Source organism: Legionella drancourtii LLAP12, assembly GCF_000162755.2.
Classification (GTDB): domain Bacteria; phylum Pseudomonadota; class Gammaproteobacteria; order Legionellales; family Legionellaceae; genus Legionella; species Legionella drancourtii.
In genome coordinates, this window is the sequence record NZ_JH413828.1 from 12,049 (window position 1) to 31,371 (window position 19,323).

Sequence of the window (19,323 nt, forward strand, 5' to 3'; positions counted from 1 at the left end):
CTATACGGCTTGTTACCTCACCGCACCACTCCCTAGGGTACAACCGGTGGAACAGTTGGTTTTATCCAAGTCCTTTTGTCTAAAACAGTCCGTTAGACGACTTTTCACGTCGCACAAGATTATTACAATCAATTAAAGCAAACATTGTGCCTGCTCTATCAACTTACAAAAAGCTATGAATGACATGAATAACCACGCCCCAAATCACCAAATCCTGTTCATCGGTAATATCAATAGGTTTATATCGAGGATTTTCAGGAAGCAGTTGCACCCGTCCTCGTATTTTGGATAAACGCTTAACCGTTAACTCGCCATTAAGTGCAGCAATCACTATTTTTCCATGTTGCGCCTCCAGGCTTTTATCAACAATCAGCATATCGCCTGAATGAATCCCTACATCGGTCATGGAATCGCCGGTTGCAGTGACAATAAAAGTCGCAGCAGGATGTTGTACCAATTGCTGATTTAAATCCAAATAGCGATCGATATAATCATCTCCTGGAGAAGGAAAACCCGCTTGCACCTTGCTTAAATAAAGTGGCAGTACCGGAGTTTTAGATTCTTGGTCCAATAACTCATGAATATCAGCAAGACGAGAAATGGGTATACGTATGGTTTTGGTAGGTTCTGCACCGTATTTACCACATCCAGAAGGTCGCCCCGCGCCTTCTCGTTTGCCCCCACGTTGACTCATGAACCCCTCAATTGATTTTTGAAACAAAAATCAATAATAGGTGCAAATGCCGCTCTTGTAAATAAAGATTTGCAGAAGATTTGAATTAACCCCGCAGAGGCTGTCTGCGGGATAAAAAAGAACCCCATTACTCGCATTAAGACAATTCAAAACCGAATCTATTGCCCCAGTAAGAATGGATTTTTTCCGGTAATGGGCTGAGTATAAACCCCGCTTGCATATTCTTGCCAGTTTTCCGCAGGTTTAATACCAGAACTTTTCGGAACCATGTGCCATCCTGTTCCTGAAAACTGTCCGTGCTTAACCATTGCTGCCTGGCTTGGCCCAGCCGCTGCAATCATGCTAGTAGCGAATATTAATCCAGTAACTGATGCTTTGATCTTCATATCAATCTCCTTATTCTTTGCTTCATCCATCTGATTAAAAAGTAATCATTATGATTATAGGACTATCTCAAGGATATGCAAATTTTTATACGTGAATGGCAATCTCTATCGGTTGCTCGTTAGTAATATTGTCATTCCCAAAAGAAAATAGGCATTCGTTACTTTCGTACTAAATGACATGGGGTTTTTATGGTAATCATTAGTAAATCGTTTAATTAGCCGCTCATTATTTAGCAGTAATAAAATCAAAAGCACCATATGTGTTTATTAATAAATAATAAAGAGCAGTAACAGAGCCTAATTAGGGATTAAACATTATGCAGGAAAATTGTAAAAATTCTGTTTTTTTTCTTAGAAATAAGCAATACTTCCCTCTGGATTCAGCATGACATAATTATGATAAAAATAAGACCATTTCTTAAATGGGCAGGTAGTAAATATAACTGTCTAGATAAGATTCTTCCCTTTCTGCCCCAGGGCAAGCGCTTAATAGAGCCATTCGCTGGTTCTGGTGTTGTTTTTATGAACACCAATTACTCAGCCCATCTGTTAGCAGAAAGTAATCTGGATTTAATTAATCTTTTTACGGCACTGCGCCAAGAAGGTGTGGCATTTATTGAGCAATGCCAAAATTATTTTAGTCCAGAGTTCAATTGCAAAGAACGCTACTACGAAATAAGGGCTGAGTTTAATCAGACACCTTATACCCTGCAACGTGCTGCATTTTTTCTCTATCTAAATCGCCATGGTTATAATGGCTTATGCCGTTACAACTCAAAAGGCTTATATAACGTCCCTTTTGGACTTTATAGCAAGCCTTATTTTCCACGCAAAGAAATGCACCTGTTCCATGATAAAAGTCAAATGACACAATTTATTCATCATGATTTTAGAAAAACTTTTGAATATGCGGAGCGGGGGGATGTGATTTATTGTGATCCTCCTTATGTCCCGCTGTCAGAGAAGACCCGACTTTTACCCTATACACAAAAACTATTTACAACTGAAGATCAAATTGAACTCAGTGAGCTAGCCAAGGAAACTGCTGCCAAAGGAATCCCTGTCATTTTATCCAATCACGATACCGAATTTACCCGCTATCATTATCGAAAAGCTGAAATTAAGAGTTTTCAAGTAGCACGTTTTATCAACTGCCAAACCGCTTTGCGCCAGCCAGTAAAAGAGTTAATTGCCATATTTAATTAAAACGCCCTTCTCTCCAAGAGGCATGGGTGTTAAATTATAAAAAATTACAGAAGCCGCAGCACATGGCCTCACGGGATATGCCCATTTCTGTAAAAGTGAAATAAAAATTGTCCGATTAAATTAATCTTTTTTCTTAATTTGATTTATTCGACAACGCCAAGGTAAATTAGCAATATATTCAATTTATTGGCCACGCTCTATTCATTCCTTTAATATTTTTTACCATGTTTATCAGCGCCATGAAGTTGAAAAATATTTTTAGCTATATTTATACCTAATACGTTAATATTCATTTGTGAATGTTCCATCCAGTTTCAAACAGTCAATTTAAATACTAAACTAGTAATTATAAATTACAAGTTTAGTGGATAGGATGGTTTATTACATTGGAGCTGAATTGATTAATATGAAAAAGGATTGCAGCAATGGAAATATCAAAAGAACCCATTAATTTTTCGAATGAAATCAACGATCTTTACAATAATATTGTAGATAATGCTCCTGTTGGAATTGCAACTCTATCTATTGATGGTCACTTTATGCAGGTAAACCAAGCGTTCACAGAAATAACTGGATACGAACGAAGTGAACTTGAAACAATGAGTTATCAGCAACTTACCTATAATGAAGATTGCGCCATCGATGATTTCAATATTCAACAATTACTAAACAATAAAGTTAAATCTTATAGATTAGAGAAACGCTATATCCGAAAAGATGATAAGATTATTTGGGTACAAGTGACACGCTCTATTATGAGAAATCCCATCACCAAAAAACCACTTTATTTTATTGCTCAAATTGAAGATATTACCTCTCGTAAACAAGCCGAAAAAGCATTGCAAGAAAGTGAAAATCTTTTCCGCAATGTTATAGATAATGCGCCAGTGGGTGTGGTGACCATATCGCTTGACGGTCAGCTATTAAAAGTAAACCAGGCTTACTGTCACATTACGGGCTATGAGAAAGAAGAGCTGGAGAATATGAGTTATAAAAAGCTCACCTATGCCGAAGATATGACTATTGATACTGCCAACGTACAACAACTCTTGGAGGGTAAAATTCATTCTTACTGCTTAGAAAAGCGTTATATTCGAAAAGATGATAAGACTATTTGGGTACAAGTCACACGTTCTCTTTTGCGCGATTCGACAACGGGGATGCCGAGCTATTTTATTGCTCAAGTTGAAGATATTTCTGAGCGTAAGCAGATTGAAAAAACCTTGCGTCAAAGTAAAGAGCTTTTTCAAAATATTGTAGATAATGCTCCGATTGGAATAGCAACTGTATCAATCGATGGCCATTTCATCCAGGTCAACTCCTCTCTGTGTAAGATTACCGGATACAATCAAGAAGAACTTACAAAACTCACTTATCAAGAACTTACTTATCCGGAAGACTTATCCACTAACTTTGCCAAAGTGCAACATCTGCTAGAAGGCAAGGCCAGTTCCTACCAAATAGAAAAACGTTATGTGCGTAAGGATGGCAAGGTTATTTGGGTACAAGTAACACGCTCTTTGTTGAGAAATCAACTAACAGGAACCCCCTTATATTTCATTGCACAGGTAGAAGACATTAGTGAACGCAAAACTGTTACTGAAAAACTGCAAAAATCGATGGAAGAAATTGCTGATCTTTATGCAAATGCACCATGCGGCTATCATTCGCTAGATGCCAATGATTTTTTTACAAGAATAAATAATACCGAGTTGAATTGGTTAGGATACAGAGCTGATGAAATTATCGGGAAAATGAAATTTTCTGATTTACTGACACCTGCCTCCCTACGTATTTATCAAGAAAATGCCTCGCAATTCAAAGAGCAAGGATTTCTCAATGATGTAGAGATGGAGTTAACTCGCAGAGATGGTTCAACTTTTACGATATTAATGAGTGCCTCTGGAAATAAAGAGTCGGGAGGGCGTTATGTAATGAATCGCTCGACCATGTTTAATATTACAGACCGAAAACGGACTGAGCGTGCGCTGCTGGAAAGTGAGGAACGTTTCCGAAATATTATGGACCATGCTCCAATTGGTATGGCAACTCAATCTCTTGAGGGACAATTTTTATTGGTTAACCGGGCTCTTTGTGAAATCACTGGATACAAGAAAGAAGAGCTTGAGCAACTGACCTTTCAAAAAATTACTTACCCAGAGGATTTGATTCTTGAATTAGAAAATACTCGCAAGTTAATAGAAGGTAAGAATAGTTCTTACCATGTTGAGAAAAGGCAAATCAGGAAAGACGGTACGATCTCATGGATACAAGTTACACGCTCTATTTTGCGCGATACTACTTCTGGAGAACCCATTTATTTCATCTTGCAAGTTGAAGACATTAATGAGCGCATAATAAACAGAGAAAAGATTTATCAGCTTGCTTATCACGATATACTCACCGGTCTTCCCAATAGACAATTGCTACTAGATAGGCTTAACCAGGCAATTGCCAGCGCAAAACATCATCATCGCTTTATGGCGCTCATGTTTGTAGATTTAGATAAATTCAAGCATGTCAACGATACCCTGGGACATGATGCGGGTGACAAACTTCTTAAAGAAATGAGTACACGATTATGTTGTTCTGTACGTAGTCAAGACACTATTGCCCGTACTGGTGGTGATGAATTTGTCATCATTTTAACTGAAATTTCATCGCCTCAGGATGCCGCTATTCTAGCAGATAAATTTCTCAAAATTGTGAAAAAACCTCTGTCTCTTCAAGATCAACAGTTACAAATTACTGCCAGCATAGGAATAGCTATTTATCCAAATAATGGCCTTGATGCAGCTGAATTAATGAAAAAAGCAGATATGGCAATGTACATGTCAAAAGATGCTGGCAGGGATCGATGGCATTTTTACTAAGCGAGTATTCAAAGAGTTCTGTTATGTGCGCATCGGAGCACAAAAAATCAACTCATTTTGGCCAAGATAGTAGAAAGGGCAACAGCCCCTAGTATTGGCACGAGGCTTCGAGACAGCATAAATGCCTCCCCAGCCCGAATGGGTCTGGAAGGCATTTATGGGCTTTTATTTCTTAACTTAACACCTATGCTCATTACTGGGAGTAAAGGGATTTTCTTAATGAGCAGGTTGCTCTTTAATAAAGAAAGCAAGAATAGTAACCATGAGCAATGAAATAGGCAGTATGGATAAAGCAACCTGATAATCGACTACCGTATAGATGTGCTCCCCACCAACGATGCCACTGTCGCCAAAAGTATCTAATAATTTTCCAACCAAAGGTTGGAAAATCACGCCACCCAGAGTCACAATCATATTGGTTGCTGCAAATACTGTACCGGATAATTGAGCACCACTGCATTCTTTAGCCATAATGAAGACAATAATTTCAGTAGCACTAAATACACCATATAAAAACAGTAACACATTCAAACTGACATAAGACAAGCCAGGCCAATACAATACCAGACTAATACAAATCAAAGATAAAATTGCCCCAACAACCAAAGGTAATAATCTTCTTCCTGAACGGTCAGATAAGTAACCGGCAACCGGTGCGCCTACTGCCCAGCCTAAAAATACCGCCGATACTGTTTTTGCTGCTTCGACTTTAGTTAAATGGTGTGCTTGTTCTAAATAAGTCTTGCCCCATAACTCACCAAATACAGATAATGAAGTATATAAGCACGCCCCAACCAAACCAATCAACCAAACTTCTGGGGCCATCAATACCTTCAGAACGTTACGGAAAAATTCCGGCAATGGATGTTTATTGGACTGATGGCCAGTAGGACCATCACGAACAATTAATAACATCAAAACACTAAGACCAGAACCAATAACGGCAATGAACAACAAAACATGTTCCCAGCCAACACTCTCAGACCATTCAGTGATTTTTACTTCGCCATACACCAACCCCAACATCCCTAAGGTCGTCATTAAGCCGGCAACTAAAGAAAAATACCGCCTTGGTAACCAGTGCAGAGCCAAAGACAGTACCCCGACGAAGGCAAAGGATGAACCAAAGCCTACCAAAAATCGGCCAGCCCCCACCAAAAACATGGAGGAAGTTAAGGTAAACATCCATGAACCAATGGTGCAGCAAATACAGGCAAAAGTAAGCAACCTTCTTGGCCCAAAACGATCCATCAGCATTCCTACAGGCATTTGCATGGGTGAATAAGCAAAGTAGTAGAGTGCGGAAATCTGGCCAAAAGTAGTTGCTGAAATATGGCCTAAAGCAATACTCAGTTCAGTCTGTAACACACCAGGTATGATACGTAAAATAAACTCATAACAGTAGAACACTGCTCCAACAAAGCAGATGAACGTACCCAATAGCATTTGTTTTCTAGTAGTCATCATTTTATTTATCTACGTGAGCGTAAGTTTCTCTTAAAAAGAAGGTCAACACAGCAGCAATCAGAATACCTAGCGGTATAACTGCTAATGCAAATTGATAATCACCGACAGCATACAATCTATGGACATTATCAACAACCGCACCTGTAACTTCAATACCCTTTGTCCTTGAGGCTAAACTAAAGTCGAGTAAATAGCCTACTAACGGCTGCAGTAACATAGCACCGAACATCACGATCATATTAGTAAGCGCCATGGCAGTCCCCGCCGCTTCTCCAGGACTTAATTCGCGACCTACAGCAAAGACAATAGCTTGTGCACTATAGAGAAGACCGAGTAAAAACATCAACACTTGGATATTTGATTCAGTCAAGCCTGGGGCATATAAAATGATTAGCATGACAATCGCCGCGCCACTAGCCCCCAAAAACATAGGGAATTTTCTGCGTTCCAAGCGGTCAGAAATATAACCCATTAATGGAGCACCTACAGTAAATCCCAAGAAAAGCAGAGAGTTGGCTAAACCTGCCGCATGAGATGAAAAACCATGAGCATGTCTTAAATAAGGAATACCCCATAATTCAGCAAAAACAGTCGTTGGTAGATAAACTAAACAACCATACATACCATTAACCCAAATTTGCTTATTACGCGCAATAATACCTAAATCAATTAAGCCTTTTTTAAACGTCGCAACAGTACCATTTTGGCGATGACGACCTTTTTTATCTTGAAGGCCAGCCCATAAAACAAAGATTAAGACGATACCAAAAGCAGCCGTTAGGTTAAGCGTTTTAACCCAGCCTAATTTTTCAACAAAAATCTCTAAAAAATTATCGCCTAACATTGCGCCAATAGTACCTAGAGCTGCAGTCATTCCCGAAACCATAGCAAGTCTATTCTCTGGTAGCCAAATGGTCGCCAGTTTCAAAACCCCCACAAAGGCAAATGCCGAGCCCAAACCGACTAAAAAACGCCCTGAAGCAGCGATCCAGAAATTTGCTGTTCCGGTGAAAAGAAAGGTACCCATAACACAAATACAACAAGCTAACGTTAAAAGTCTTCTGGGACCATAACGATCCAATAATAAGCCCACAGGCAACTGCATTGGCACATATGCATAATAATAAACAGATGAAATATGTCCAAAACCAGTAGCGGATAAATTAAAGTGTTCACGCAAGGATGATTCCATCGCACTCGGTGCAATTCGCAGTAAATATTCGTAACTGTAGAAAATTGCTCCAAGAGCACAAATAAACCATCCTATTATTGCGTAATTCTTACGATTCTCAGAAAGCAAAGTCATCTCCTTAACTATTTGGGTTAAGCAAAAGCGTGTAGCACTCCTAAAATAAGGGCATTCCACAACTCTTCTTTATTTTAACTTCTTGGTTAGTCATTCCAACAAGCAATAAAGAACCTCGTTAATTCGCCACAAGGCATCATCCAGGAGATCCTCTACTGCATTCGGGATAGCAACCTAAGAAGTTACTTTATTTTAATTTGACTCACACCGCTTATCATTGCGGCATCAGCCACAGCAGCGGGAACTCTCTCTTTTAAACGTGGATCAATGGGTTTTGGAATAATATAATTAGGACCAAACTCCCAATCTGTAACACCTGGGTAATTGTCCTTCACTACCTGGGGAACTGGCTCATGCACCAATTGACGTATCGCTTCAACTGCTGCAATTTGCATAGATTGATTAATACACGTAGCGCGGACGTCTAATGCGCCACGAAAGATGTATGGAAAACATAATACATTATTTACCTGATTGGGATAATCACTACGTCCAGTAGCAATCACTAAATCATCACGTATTTTGTGCGCCATTTCAGGTCTGACTTCCGGATCAGGATTTGATAATGCAAAAATAACCGGATTAGGTGCCATTAATTTTAATAAATCAGCATCTAACAAATTAGGTTTCGCAACACCAATAAAGACATCCGCACCAACTAAAGCATCCGCTAACGTGCGGCAATCCGTAGTACGAGCAAACGCAAATTTATAAGCATTAAGATCTGTACGTCCTGAATGAATAACACCATTGGAATCCAACAACAACATATTTTCTTTATTTGCACCTAAAGCAACCAGTAAGCGCATCGAAGCAATACCTGCTGCACCGGCACCAATACAGACGATTTTTGCGTCAGACAATGTCTTTTTTTGTAATTCAAGTGCATTTAATAAACCAGCAGCAATAACAATAGCAGTACCGTGCTGATCGTCATGAAATACCGGTATATTCAATTGTTCAATCAATGCCTGTTCAATCTCGAAGCATTCAGGAGCTTTAAGATCTTCTAAATTAATACCACCAAAAGTAGGCGAAATACGCTTTGCTGTTGCAATAAATGCTTGTGGGTCATAGGCATCAATTTCAATATCATAGACATCAATATCGGCAAAACGCTTAAATAAGACAGCTTTACCTTCCATAACCGGCTTACTGGCCAGTGGCCCCAGATCACCCAGGCCAAGCACCGCGGTACCATTAGTCATCACGGCAACAAGATTACCTTTATTGGTGTAACGATAAGCATTTTCGGGATTTTCAGCGATAGCTAGTACTGGCGCAGCTACTCCAGGCGTATAGGCCAAAGATAAATCAGTCTGAGAGTTAGTTGGCTTAGTAAGGTGAACGCAGAGTTTTCCTGGAACAGGAAATTCATGATAATCCAATGCAGATTGTTTTAAAACTTCATTATCCAAAGTGCTTACTCTCTATAAAAACCAAAATAAAAAGGGTTAGCAAAACCCGGCATCAATTTTTTTCATGCCACGACTCATTCGAAGTAGGTATTAGATTAATGATCTAATAATTAACTTCTATTTCCGGGGTGTAAGTCGCAGGAAGAATACTAATTGAGGAAAAAACTGAATTGCTAACAGCCCTGACAACTCATTAAAAAATTATCACGTTGATAACAACTTTTCAATAAATTAATACGGCGCGCCCAACGGCGCGCGCTACTAAGGTTTATTGACATTTCGCTAAATTAAGTCAAAACGTCAACAACCCCTACTATTCTTCGTCTTTCGATGTAACTTTACCAGAACGTTGACTGTAACGATCACGGAACTTCTGTACACGACCACCAGTATCAACCAGTTTTTGCTTTCCAGTGTAGAAAGGATGGCATTGTGAACATACTTCAATGTTTAAGTCTTTGCACAGTGTAGAGCGAGTTTCAAACACTTCACCACAGCTGCAAGTAACTTTAACTACTTCATAATTTGGATGTATTGCTGCCTTCATAATACTACTCTCTTATAGTTCAATAGGAATATCGCCACCTGGACCCTATTGCCAAGCACCATATTCTATACAAATGACGCGAAACAATAGCAGAAAAATTTCTGCAAAGCAATTTTTTCTCGTCTAGGATCTATTGCCATTTCGCTAGATTGAGCCAAAACCGGCTGATTTTTGCGCACCAAAACAAAGCATACATCAAGTATATACATATCAGTGCACAGATAATCGACTCATATTGACCAATAGTAGAAAGGGCAACAGTCTCTAAATTAGATGCTAACATCTAACCTATTCTTTACTATAGTCTATTTTGCACCGATTTATTAGATTCAGGTGTAAAAACTAAACTGCAAGCTCTAATTCAACCCATACAGGTGCATGATCAGAGGGTCTTTCTGTCTTGCGTGGTTCTACATCAATACAAGACTGTCTGCATAAAACATTTAATTCCTGACTCAATAAAACATGATCAATACGCAAACCTCGATTGCGTCGAAAACCAGCCGCACGATAGTCCCACCAACTAAAAGACTGTTCTGCTTGCACAAAATTTCTAAAGCTATCATACAATCCTAATTGCAATAACGCCGCAAAAGCCTCTCGCTCAGGAGGACTGACCAGCACAGAATCTTGCCATTCAAGCGGATCATGGACATCGCGATCCTCTGGCGCAATATTAAAGTCACCAACGACAGCCACTTTAGGATAAATACTCATTTGTTGTTGAATAAATGCCGTTACTTTTTGCAACCAATGCAATTTATATTGATATTTATCTGAAGTCAGTTCTGAACCATTAGGAACATATAAATCGATCAAACGAATTCCCGCCACGGTCACCGCTAAAATTCGTCGTTGCGGATCGGCTAAATCAGGAACATCAGTCATCACATCCGTAATGGGATAGCGACTAATGATGGCAACACCATTGTATGTTTTCTGTCCTGAATACACAATGTGATAGCCTTTTTCAATAAAGGCCGCCGCAGGGAAATTCTCATCCAGCAACTTAGTTTCCTGCAAAGCAAGAACATCCATTTGCGACGTTTCCATCCATGCCAAGACCTGATCCAATCTAATTTTTAATGAATTAACATTCCAACTGGCTAATTTAAACACACCAATCTCCTTTATATTCAATCATAAATGGAGCATGATCGGACAAGCGTGCTTCACGAAAAATGCGACTGTCAATAACATGTTCGCTAAGTCCTGGGGTAATTACTTGATAATCAATTCTCCAGCCTACATTTTTTTCCCAGGCACGACTACGATAGGACCACCAGGTATATTGCTCTTCTTCTTGATTATGCACGCGAAACGCATCAACAAAGCCCATAGAACCAAACAACTTATCCATCCAAGCACGTTCGTCGGGTAAAAACCCTGAATTTTTCTGATTGCTGCGCCAGTTTTTTAAATCAATCTGTTTATGGGCAATATTATAATCTCCACAAATAATGAGCTCTCGCCCCTCATTTTTTAATTGAATTAAATGCTTAGCAAATTGCTCAAGAAAGTCATATTTCACCTCTTGACGCCCATCACCACTGGTACCAGAGGGCAAATAAAGCGAAATCACACTCAGTTTTGGATAATCAAATTGAATATAACGCCCTTCATTATCGCAATAATCATAACCAATGCCTTTTACAATACGGGTTGGTTTATGCCGAGCATAAATAGCCACCCCACTGTATCCTTTTTTTTGTGCTGAATAATAATCGCAAAAATAATCACGTGGATAATACATTTCTTCAGGAAGTAACTGCTCAGGCTGAGCTTTAGTTTCCTGAATGCAGACAAAATCAGCATCCTGTGCGACAAGCCATTCATAAAACCCATTACGTGCTGCAGCACGAATACCATTTGCATTAAAACTTATTACTTTCATTCTATTTACTCAATTTAAGAGCGGCTCGCGCCAAACGCTCACCTAAATTCTTAGCTAAAGTGATTTCATCTTCACTTAAAGCCCGATCATTCGCTACACCAGAAACATGCGTTACCCCATAAGGTGTACCACCAGTTAGGGTATTATTTAATGAAGGCTCCGAATAAGGCACCCCTAATAAAACCATCCCTTGATGGAGTAAGGGGAGCATCATACTTAATAAGGTACTTTCCTGCCCCCCATGCATACTGGCAGAAGAGGAAAATACACATGCTGGCTTATCCACCAAATCCCCTGCCAACCATAAAGAAGAGGTACCATCTAAAAAATATTTCAACGGAGCGGCCATATTGCCAAAACGTGTAGGACTACCCAAAGCCAATCCGTGACAGTGACGCAAATCATCCAAAGTGGCGTAAGGTGCCCCCTTATCGGGAACAACCTTATCTACTGCTTCGCAGGTGGTAGAAACAGGGGGAACGGTACGCAAACGTGCCTCCATTCCAGAAACACGTTCTGCCCCGCGCGCGATATACTGGGCTAATTGGGCTACCGAACCCGTTTTTGAATAAAATAAAACTAAAATGTAAGGATCTGACATCAATTAACTCCATGATATTTTTTAAACGCCGGGATACATACCCCCATATTGATGGGCGTAGTATAACAAACTCAAAAATTAATTCGTTGAAAAAATATAAAAATTAACGGCGCAGAGTAGGGGATGTATTGTAGGCAGGATTTGCAATCCTGCCTACAATACTTTTCCTCAAGAAACGGAAGGAGTTTTGAACAAAACAAGAATCCAACAAGCTCAATTAAAGGATGTAACGTGCTAAATCTTCATCCGCAACAAGCTGCCCCAAGTTCTTCTCCACATAGGCTTTATCTACATGCACAGCCTCTCCTGATTTATCCGTAGCTTCAAACGAAACGACTTCCAATAAACGCTCCATAACCGTATACAAGCGACGAGCACCAATATTTTCAGTGCGCTCATTAACTTGCCAAGCAACCTCAGCAATACGGCGAATTCCTGATTCATCAAAACTCAGCGTTAACCCTTCTGTTGCCATCAAAGCACTGTATTGTAAGGTCAGTGAAGCCGTAGGTTCAGTGAGTATGCGTACGAAGTCTTCAACCGAAAGCGCAGATAATTCAACGCGAATCGGTAAACGGCCTTGTAACTCAGCAATTAAATCTGAAGGTTTAGCGACATGAAATGCGCCAGAAGCAATAAACAAAATATGATCGGATTTAATCATACCGTATTTGGTTGAAACTGTGGTCCCTTCAACTAAAGGCAATAGATCACGCTGTACCCCTTCGCGCGACACATCACCACCACCGCCTTCAGAACGCTTCGCTACTTTGTCTAATTCATCAATAAAAACAATACCATTTTGCTCAACGCTTTCAATGGCGCGAACCTTAATGTCATCTTCATTAATTAATTTAGATGCTTCTTCTTCGCGTAAAATTTTCATGGCTTTAGCAATGGTCATTTTACGTGTTTTCGTGCGATGAGTACCCACTTGTTGGAACATAGACTGCAACTGACTCGTCATTTCTTCCATTCCCGGAGGCGCCATAATTTCAATACCAACTGGCGTTGCCGACACTTCTATTTCAATTTCATTTTCGTCGAGTAAACCTTCGCGCAATTGCTTACGAAATACTTGTCTTGCGGTACTGTCTTTATCACTAGATGTTAAACTACCACGTGCAGGAGGCAATAACACATCCAATATGCGCTCTTCTGCCGCATCTTCGGCTAAATGTTCTACCTTTTTCATCGCCCATTCACGTTCTTGCTTAATAGCAATGTCTGCAAGATCACGTAAAATAGAATCTACATCACGACCAACATAGCCAACTTCGGTGAACTTGGTTGCTTCTACTTTAATAAAAGGTGCATGCGCTAATTTAGCCAAACGCCGTGCTATTTCCGTTTTACCCACGCCTGTTGGCCCAATCATTAAAATATTCTTAGGCATTATTTCATTGCGTAAAACAGGATCTTGAATTTTCATACGGCGCCAGCGATTACGTAAGGCAATAGCAACGGCTCTTTTTGCATCATCTTGACCGATAATGTGCTTATCTAATTCTTGAACAATCTCACGCGGAGTCATTACCATGCTATTATTTGCTGTCATTGTTTAACTCTTCTATGGTTAAATTATTATTGGTGTAAATACAAATATCACCGGCAATAGTCAGTGCTTTACGGACTATTTCCACGGCAGATAAATCAGTATTTTGCATCAATGCACGAGCGGCTGCCTGAGCGAAAGGACCACCAGAACCAATTGCAATTAAGCTTTCTTCCGGCTCAATCACATCGCCATTACCCGTGATAATCAACGATGACTTGCTGTCGGCTACGGCAAGAACAGCTTCAAGACGACGTAAAATTCTATCAGTGCGCCAATCTTTAGCGAGTTCAACTGCGGCACGCACCAAATGACCTTGATGCATTTCCAGTTTACTTTCAAAGCGTTCGAAAAGAGTAAACGCATCTGCAGTGCCACCAGCAAAGCCAGCAATAACCTGCTCTTTATAGAGCCTTCGCACTTTACGTGCATTACCCTTCATCACAGTATTACCTAAAGTAACCTGACCATCACCACCAATAACGACCTGGTTTCCGCGTCTTACTGAAAGGATAGTTGTCCCACGAAATTGTTCCAAAGTTAAATCCTCAATGTAGGCTAAAAATTATGGTGTAAACACCATCCCTTTGCTAAATGGATGGTATTTACACAACAGTACTTGAAAGGTTAAATGGGGATGAAAAATAAAAAAACAATGGGGTCAAATTAAAAAAGACACGCCATGCGCTAAACCAGGTAATTCCAGATGTTGCGCAATACTTTGACCAATATCGGCAAAGGTATCACGTCGACCAATAAAGCGACTATTGAGACTAGGTCCATAAACCAAGACAGGAATATGTTCGCGTGTATGATCGGAACCCGGGAAGGTAGGATCACAACCATGATCCGCCGCAATAACAACAAGATCATTGGGTTTTAATAAAGCCTCTAATTCAGGCAAGCGTGCATCAAACACTTCCAGTGCATGCGCATAGCCAATTACATCACGTCGGTGACCATAAGAGGAATCAAAATCCACAAAATTAGTAAAGACTAAACTCCCTGCAGGAGCAGTTTTCATGGCCTCTAATGTTGCATCAAACAAAGCCATATTACCATCAGCTTTAATGGTTTGTGTGATCCCTTGATGCGCATAAATATCTGCAATTTTACCCAAGGCAATGACTTCCCGACCCGCATCTTTTAAATAATCAAGTAACGTTTTTGCCGGTGGCAAAGTTGCATAATCCTTACGATTTCCCGTACGTTTAAATGAGCCAGGCTCACCGACAAATGGACGTGCAATCACACGGCCAATCTGATATTCATCGACAAGCTCGCGTGCAATCTCGCAAATGGCATATAAGCGCTCTAAACCAAAATGTTCCTCATGAGCAGCAATTTGGAACACACTGTCCGCGGAGGTATATACAATGGGTTTGCCCGTACGCAGATGTTCTTCGCCTAATTCATCAAGAATGGTTGTTCCTGAAGCATGCTTTTCGCCTAAAACACCAGGCAAACTGGCACGTTCAATAAAGGCATCAATTAATTTTTTGGGAAAACAATTAGCTTGCTCAGGGAAATACCCCCACTCAAAAGTAACTGGCACCCCAGCTATTTCCCAATGCCCACTCGGTGTATCTTTGCCCAAGCTTTGCTCTACCGCATAGCCATAATAACCCACAGGGTCAGCAAAAGCAGATAATTCAACAAAGCGCAATCCAGAACTGGCTAAAGCCGCATGATAAAGACCTAATTTTGCCAGATTAGGTATGGTTAATGGTCCTTGACGTAATCCAGCTTTGTCGCCATCACCACGTGCACATACTTCATGAATATGTACAAACGTATTAGCACCCGCATCGCCATAACGAGCCGCATCAAGACTGGCGCCAATACCAAAAGAATCCATCAATAAAATACAAACTCGCCCGGTCATGCTTAATCCTCAATCTGTTGGCAACGTGTTTCTTTTAAACCTAATAGCATGAGAAACGCAATTAATAAACCTAAAGGTAAAATAATTGCTGCATGTTGATATGCATCTAACAAATACACCGGCGTTCCATGAACTAAATGCATGCCACTGTGGTTCGTTAATAAATAACTAAACATGTTTTGATAAATAATATAGCCACCTTGGGTCAATATTGAAATAACACTCACCGCCGTTGCCGTCATTACCGGTGAGCTGCTTTCAGCCACCAGGGCGTAACTAATCACTTGAGCAGAAGTAAATAAGCCTAAGAGAAAAAACAAAACTGCCATCATCGTTAACGAAACAGGAAGATAGAGCACGGCTAAGACAGTCAACAAAGAGGCTAGAACCCCCATTTTCATAGGAAGAATTCGTACGCCCATTTTATCGGAGATCCAACCCACCAAAGGTGAGCCAATAATTGCGCCTAAAAACAACATACCATTAATCATTGCTGCATGCTCAGCACTAATCTCTAAACGTTGCTCCAAATAAAGTGTACCCATCATTGCGCCAAATACGGCAATCGCCATATTCATTAAACTGGCATAAAAAGCAGCGCGAATGTATTGAGTATTAAGATAAGCTTTTTTCGCCGCAGAAAGCACATCTATTGTTTTGCCTACTTTCTTTACCGCAACTTGCGGTCGTTCCTTGATCCAGAAAAACATAAGTATCAACATCACAAAACCAAGGATTCCTACATCTTGCACGGCCTGTCGCCAACCCACCATCGTTACTAATTTGGTTAGCGGATATTGGGCCAACATGCCTCCGGCCATTGCCATGGTGACGATTGCTCCCGTCACTAAAGCCATGCGTTTCGGTGGAAACCAATGCGATGCCAAGCGTACCGGACCTAAAAAGCAAAAGGCACTACCAATACCGGTAATAAATCGCGAAAGTAAGGCCAGATAAAAAGAATGAGAATGCGCCAACAAAAAAGTGCTAACCACACACAAAAACATCGCTATAAGTAAGGTATTCTTAATGGAAAAACGATCCAATACCATGCCTGCGACAAAAAGAAACAAAACATTGGACAAATAGTAGATGCTTGATAGCCAAGCCATTTTATCGGCTTGAATTTGGTAATCTTGCATAATGTTTGCAGCAATAGAGGCAAACATATTTCCTTGGATAAATTCATAAAAAAAGAATAAGGTTGCTGCAAAACAGACCATCCAGGGCAACAACGACGATTTATAATCCTCGTATTCTTGAAATTCATCCACCATGTGCATTCTCACTCCTCAAATTTTTAGCGTTTGCAATACGTTTCGCGGGTCAATAATGCGGCGATTAAAGCCACAATGGCGGTTATGGGAAACATCCACATAGCAAATTGGAAATCAGCAACAGTGTAAGTTGTTACTGCTGTTTCTGCATGGTGCGCCATTAGCCAACCAAATAATACTTGCCCAATGCCACCTCCCCCCATAATAATTACAGAGGCAATTCCAGTAGAAGCCCCTGTATTTTCAGCAGGATTACTTTCAGCGATTAAAGGATAAGAAATTACTTGGGTACTCGTAAAAAAACCTAAGGCAAAAAAGAGAATGCTCAGCATCAGTTGCGAAAGAGCGATGTGTAAAAATAAAGGAAGTACGGTAATTAATGTGGCCACAGCACCGGCAACCATTAATGGTTTACGACGCCCCTGTGAATCAGACAACCAGCCAGCTAGTGGACAACCAATAACACTACCCATAAAAATCAGGCTTACCACATTACTGGCTGCCATTTCCGATAAGTGATGCACTACTTGCAGGTAACTAGCACCCCATAAAGCGCACAAGACCATGATTGGTAAGTTAAGAAATGAGGTAAATAAACCAGCAAACCAATTTTGTGGGTTAGACAAAGCATGAATAAATCCAGCAATAATCTGTCCTTGATTGCTTTGGCTTTTTGCTGGAGCGCCTTCAGGTCGATCGCGGACAATCCAAGAAATCCACAGCAATAGCATCGCACCAACAGCCCCATCTATTAATAAGGCACGACGCCAACCAAACAGTTCATAAAGATAAGCAAAAGGCGTATGTGCCATCATGCCACCAATAAAGGCCATAGTAACTAAAGAACCAATAACCAGAGCTTGTCTTCTTGGCGGAAACCAGTGAGCGACCAAAACAACACAAGATAAAAAGCAAAAGGCATTGCCAATTCCAGAAAGAAAATGGCAAAAAGAGGCAAGAATAAATGAATCAGTAAGCGCAAAACCTACGGTACCAAGAACACAAAGGAGCATGGCCCATAAGATAACTGTCCGTGTCGAAAAACGGTCGAGAATAACTCCAGCCGGGAGCAGAAAAAGAATATCTGCCCATAAATAAGCACTGGACATCCAACTTAATTGCGTCGCATCAATGTGAAAATCATCGCGTAGCGGTTGATTAATTACATCAAAAATATTGAGCTGAAAAAATTCGTACAAAAAAAACAACCCAGCAGACAGACATACAACCCAAGCCATCAGGTCACCACGAGGTACAAAAGCTCTCGAATCTACTGCAACAGAATGCGACACGGTTACTCCTCACATTATGGCTTAAAAATTGCGCTAGAGTATATCAAAATCCAAACGAAATTGGTATCTTTATTGAACAATAATCGTAGGTATTTAATTCACCAGCAATTACTACCGCCCTCATAGAGCTCAATGCCTAACAACTGGAAGTAGAACCGCGCAACAAGATTAAGGGTCGACTATTGGCTATAATTTTCTGAACTGGCGTCATTTGCGCTAATAAATCAGAGGGCATCGTTGCCATCCGATCCACGTAAATTACAACATAATTTTCCGCTTTATTTGCCCATAAATGACAAAGTTCGTTTTTACTCTGCGCAAAATGAACTTTACCTGCAGCATAAAATTGCGCGGAAAATTCGGTTTTGTAATCCCAATACACTAAATCACTCCCCTGCGCAGGATCTTGGTTTAACCAGGCGGCAATTACTGGTTTTTGTGTTTTAGACACGGCATCAGGCATCACATTAAAAAGTACAGTGGCCACAACAAAGATCGAACCACAAACTAAAGACAAGCCCAAAACTAATTTTTTTGCGCGTAACATGGCTCCTGCGCGTACCCAATATTCCGTGAAAAACAAAGCAAACATTGGCAAACAAGGAAATACATAAGTGTAAATAATGTTGCTTGAAAAGGTAAAAAAGAATAAGGGAACAACCGTACACAGAAAAAGATAGCCCAACCAACCATCGCCATCACGAAACAGCGACGGCAAGGTTTTGCGGTATTTTACAAACCAGGCAGCACCTAAAAGACTCCAAGGGAAAATACCACAAGCGGCAAACACCCAAATCATCCCCCAATGTTCTTGATGTGCATAACCATACTTATCACCGGTCCATCCGGGGGTGACAAAACGATGAAAATGCTCACCCACAAGAAAATAATTCAAGAATCCAGGTGTGCGCTGCTCGGCCAA

16 protein-coding genes and 1 pseudogene are annotated in these 19,323 nt (G+C 40.4%); 2 read left to right on the forward strand and 15 right to left on the reverse strand.

Going from position 1 to position 19,323, the window contains the following annotated elements:
- Positions 1 to 163: 163 nt before the first annotated feature.
- On the reverse strand, positions 164 to 694 hold the full coding sequence (locus tag LDG_RS10215; RefSeq protein ID WP_006871262.1) for a LexA family protein: 531 nt from the start codon (positions 692 to 694) through the stop codon (positions 164 to 166).
- Positions 695 to 852: 158 nt separating this feature from the next.
- Positions 853 to 1,080 (reverse strand): hypothetical protein, encoded by a 228-nt coding sequence (locus LDG_RS10220; protein WP_006871263.1) that lies wholly within the window; start codon positions 1,078 to 1,080, stop codon positions 853 to 855.
- Between the two features lie 396 nt (positions 1,081 to 1,476).
- Here LDG_RS10220 and LDG_RS10225 point away from each other — a divergent pair, with 396 nt between their 5' ends.
- Both LDG_RS10225 and LDG_RS18525 read left to right on the forward strand, forming a co-directional pair.
- A complete protein-coding gene (locus LDG_RS10225) occupies positions 1,477 to 2,286 on the forward strand; it encodes a DNA adenine methylase (protein WP_006871265.1) in 810 nt (269 codons plus the stop codon).
- A 425-nt stretch (positions 2,287 to 2,711) separates the two neighbouring features.
- Positions 2,712 to 5,159, forward strand: a complete 2,448-nt coding sequence (locus LDG_RS18525; protein WP_006871266.1) for a PAS domain S-box protein — start codon at positions 2,712 to 2,714, stop codon at positions 5,157 to 5,159.
- Between the two features lie 216 nt (positions 5,160 to 5,375).
- Here the strand turns inward: LDG_RS18525 and LDG_RS10235 are convergent, their stop codons facing one another.
- The 13 genes and pseudogenes from LDG_RS10235 to LDG_RS10295 form a co-directional block, all read right to left on the reverse strand.
- On the reverse strand, positions 5,376 to 6,623 hold the full coding sequence (locus LDG_RS10235) for an MFS transporter (protein ID WP_199484684.1): 1,248 nt from the start codon (positions 6,621 to 6,623) through the stop codon (positions 5,376 to 5,378).
- Between the two features lie 4 nt (positions 6,624 to 6,627).
- Complete coding sequence (locus tag LDG_RS10240; RefSeq protein ID WP_006871269.1) at positions 6,628 to 7,926, reverse strand: MFS transporter; 1,299 nt, start codon at positions 7,924 to 7,926, stop codon at positions 6,628 to 6,630.
- A gap of 188 nt (positions 7,927 to 8,114) precedes the next feature.
- Positions 8,115 to 9,350: a malic enzyme-like NAD(P)-binding protein gene (locus LDG_RS10245; protein ID WP_006871270.1), complete on the reverse strand. Its 1,236-nt coding sequence runs from the start codon at positions 9,348 to 9,350 to the stop codon at positions 8,115 to 8,117.
- A 313-nt stretch (positions 9,351 to 9,663) separates the two neighbouring features.
- Positions 9,664 to 9,897, reverse strand: a complete 234-nt coding sequence (gene rpmE, locus LDG_RS10250; protein ID WP_006871271.1) for a 50S ribosomal protein L31 — start codon at positions 9,895 to 9,897, stop codon at positions 9,664 to 9,666.
- A 342-nt stretch (positions 9,898 to 10,239) separates the two neighbouring features.
- Positions 10,240 to 11,016 (reverse strand): exodeoxyribonuclease III, encoded by a 777-nt coding sequence (gene xth, locus LDG_RS10255; RefSeq protein WP_006871273.1) that lies wholly within the window; start codon positions 11,014 to 11,016, stop codon positions 10,240 to 10,242.
- On the reverse strand, positions 11,009 to 11,791 hold the full coding sequence (locus LDG_RS10260; protein WP_006871274.1) for an exodeoxyribonuclease III: 783 nt from the start codon (positions 11,789 to 11,791) through the stop codon (positions 11,009 to 11,011). Before LDG_RS10260 ends, xth begins: the two co-directional genes overlap by 8 nt.
- A 1-nt stretch (position 11,792) precedes the next feature.
- The gene (gene wrbA, locus LDG_RS10265) at positions 11,793 to 12,392 is read right to left on the reverse strand and encodes an NAD(P)H:quinone oxidoreductase (RefSeq protein WP_006871275.1); all 600 of its coding nucleotides are present in this window, start codon (positions 12,390 to 12,392) and stop codon (positions 11,793 to 11,795) included.
- Positions 12,393 to 12,609: 217 nt separating this feature from the next.
- A complete protein-coding gene (hslU, locus tag LDG_RS10270) occupies positions 12,610 to 13,932 on the reverse strand; it encodes an ATP-dependent protease ATPase subunit HslU (RefSeq protein WP_199484685.1) in 1,323 nt (440 codons plus the stop codon).
- 4 nt (positions 13,933 to 13,936) lie between these two features.
- Positions 13,937 to 14,485, reverse strand: a complete 549-nt coding sequence (gene hslV / locus LDG_RS10275) for an ATP-dependent protease subunit HslV (protein ID WP_006871277.1) — start codon at positions 14,483 to 14,485, stop codon at positions 13,937 to 13,939.
- 123 nt (positions 14,486 to 14,608) lie between these two features.
- Positions 14,609 to 15,832 carry a phosphopentomutase gene (locus tag LDG_RS10280; protein WP_006871278.1) on the reverse strand — a complete coding sequence of 408 codons (1,224 nt, stop codon included), beginning with the start codon at positions 15,830 to 15,832 and terminating at the stop codon, positions 14,609 to 14,611.
- 2 nt (positions 15,833 to 15,834) lie between these two features.
- Complete coding sequence (locus tag LDG_RS10285) at positions 15,835 to 17,115, reverse strand: MFS transporter (RefSeq protein ID WP_006871279.1); 1,281 nt, start codon at positions 17,113 to 17,115, stop codon at positions 15,835 to 15,837.
- 17 nt (positions 17,116 to 17,132) lie between these two features.
- Positions 17,133 to 18,401 (reverse strand): MFS transporter, encoded by a 1,269-nt coding sequence (locus LDG_RS10290; protein ID WP_040535372.1) that lies wholly within the window; start codon positions 18,399 to 18,401, stop codon positions 17,133 to 17,135.
- A 136-nt stretch (positions 18,402 to 18,537) separates the two neighbouring features.
- Positions 18,538 to 19,323: pseudogene (locus LDG_RS10295) on the reverse strand (dolichyl-phosphate-mannose--protein mannosyltransferase); the annotation flags it as partial.

Bases quoted from the DNA above. Each gene is read 5' to 3' on its own strand.
- LDG_RS10215 (WP_006871262.1), bottom strand. From the start codon at position 694: ATGAGTCAACGTGGGGGCAAACGAGAAGGCGCGGGGCGACCTTCTGGA.
- rpmE (WP_006871271.1), bottom strand. From the start codon at position 9,897: ATGAAGGCAGCAATACATCCAAATTATGAAGTAGTTAAAGTTACTTGC.
- LDG_RS10280 (WP_006871278.1), bottom strand. From the start codon at position 15,832: ATGACCGGGCGAGTTTGTATTTTATTGATGGATTCTTTTGGTATTGGC.
- LDG_RS10260 (WP_006871274.1), bottom strand. From the start codon at position 11,791: ATGAAAGTAATAAGTTTTAATGCAAATGGTATTCGTGCTGCAGCACGT.
- LDG_RS10285 (WP_006871279.1), bottom strand. From the start codon at position 17,115: ATGCACATGGTGGATGAATTTCAAGAATACGAGGATTATAAATCGTCG.
- LDG_RS10220 (WP_006871263.1), bottom strand. From the start codon at position 1,080: ATGAAGATCAAAGCATCAGTTACTGGATTAATATTCGCTACTAGCATG.
- wrbA (WP_006871275.1), bottom strand. From the start codon at position 12,392: ATGTCAGATCCTTACATTTTAGTTTTATTTTATTCAAAAACGGGTTCG.
- LDG_RS10235 (WP_199484684.1), bottom strand. From the start codon at position 6,623: ATGACTACTAGAAAACAAATGCTATTGGGTACGTTCATCTGCTTTGTT.
- LDG_RS18525 (WP_006871266.1), top strand. From the start codon at position 2,712: ATGGAAATATCAAAAGAACCCATTAATTTTTCGAATGAAATCAACGAT.
- LDG_RS10225 (WP_006871265.1), top strand. From the start codon at position 1,477: ATGATAAAAATAAGACCATTTCTTAAATGGGCAGGTAGTAAATATAAC.
- hslU (WP_199484685.1), bottom strand. From the start codon at position 13,932: ATGGTAATGACTCCGCGTGAGATTGTTCAAGAATTAGATAAGCACATT.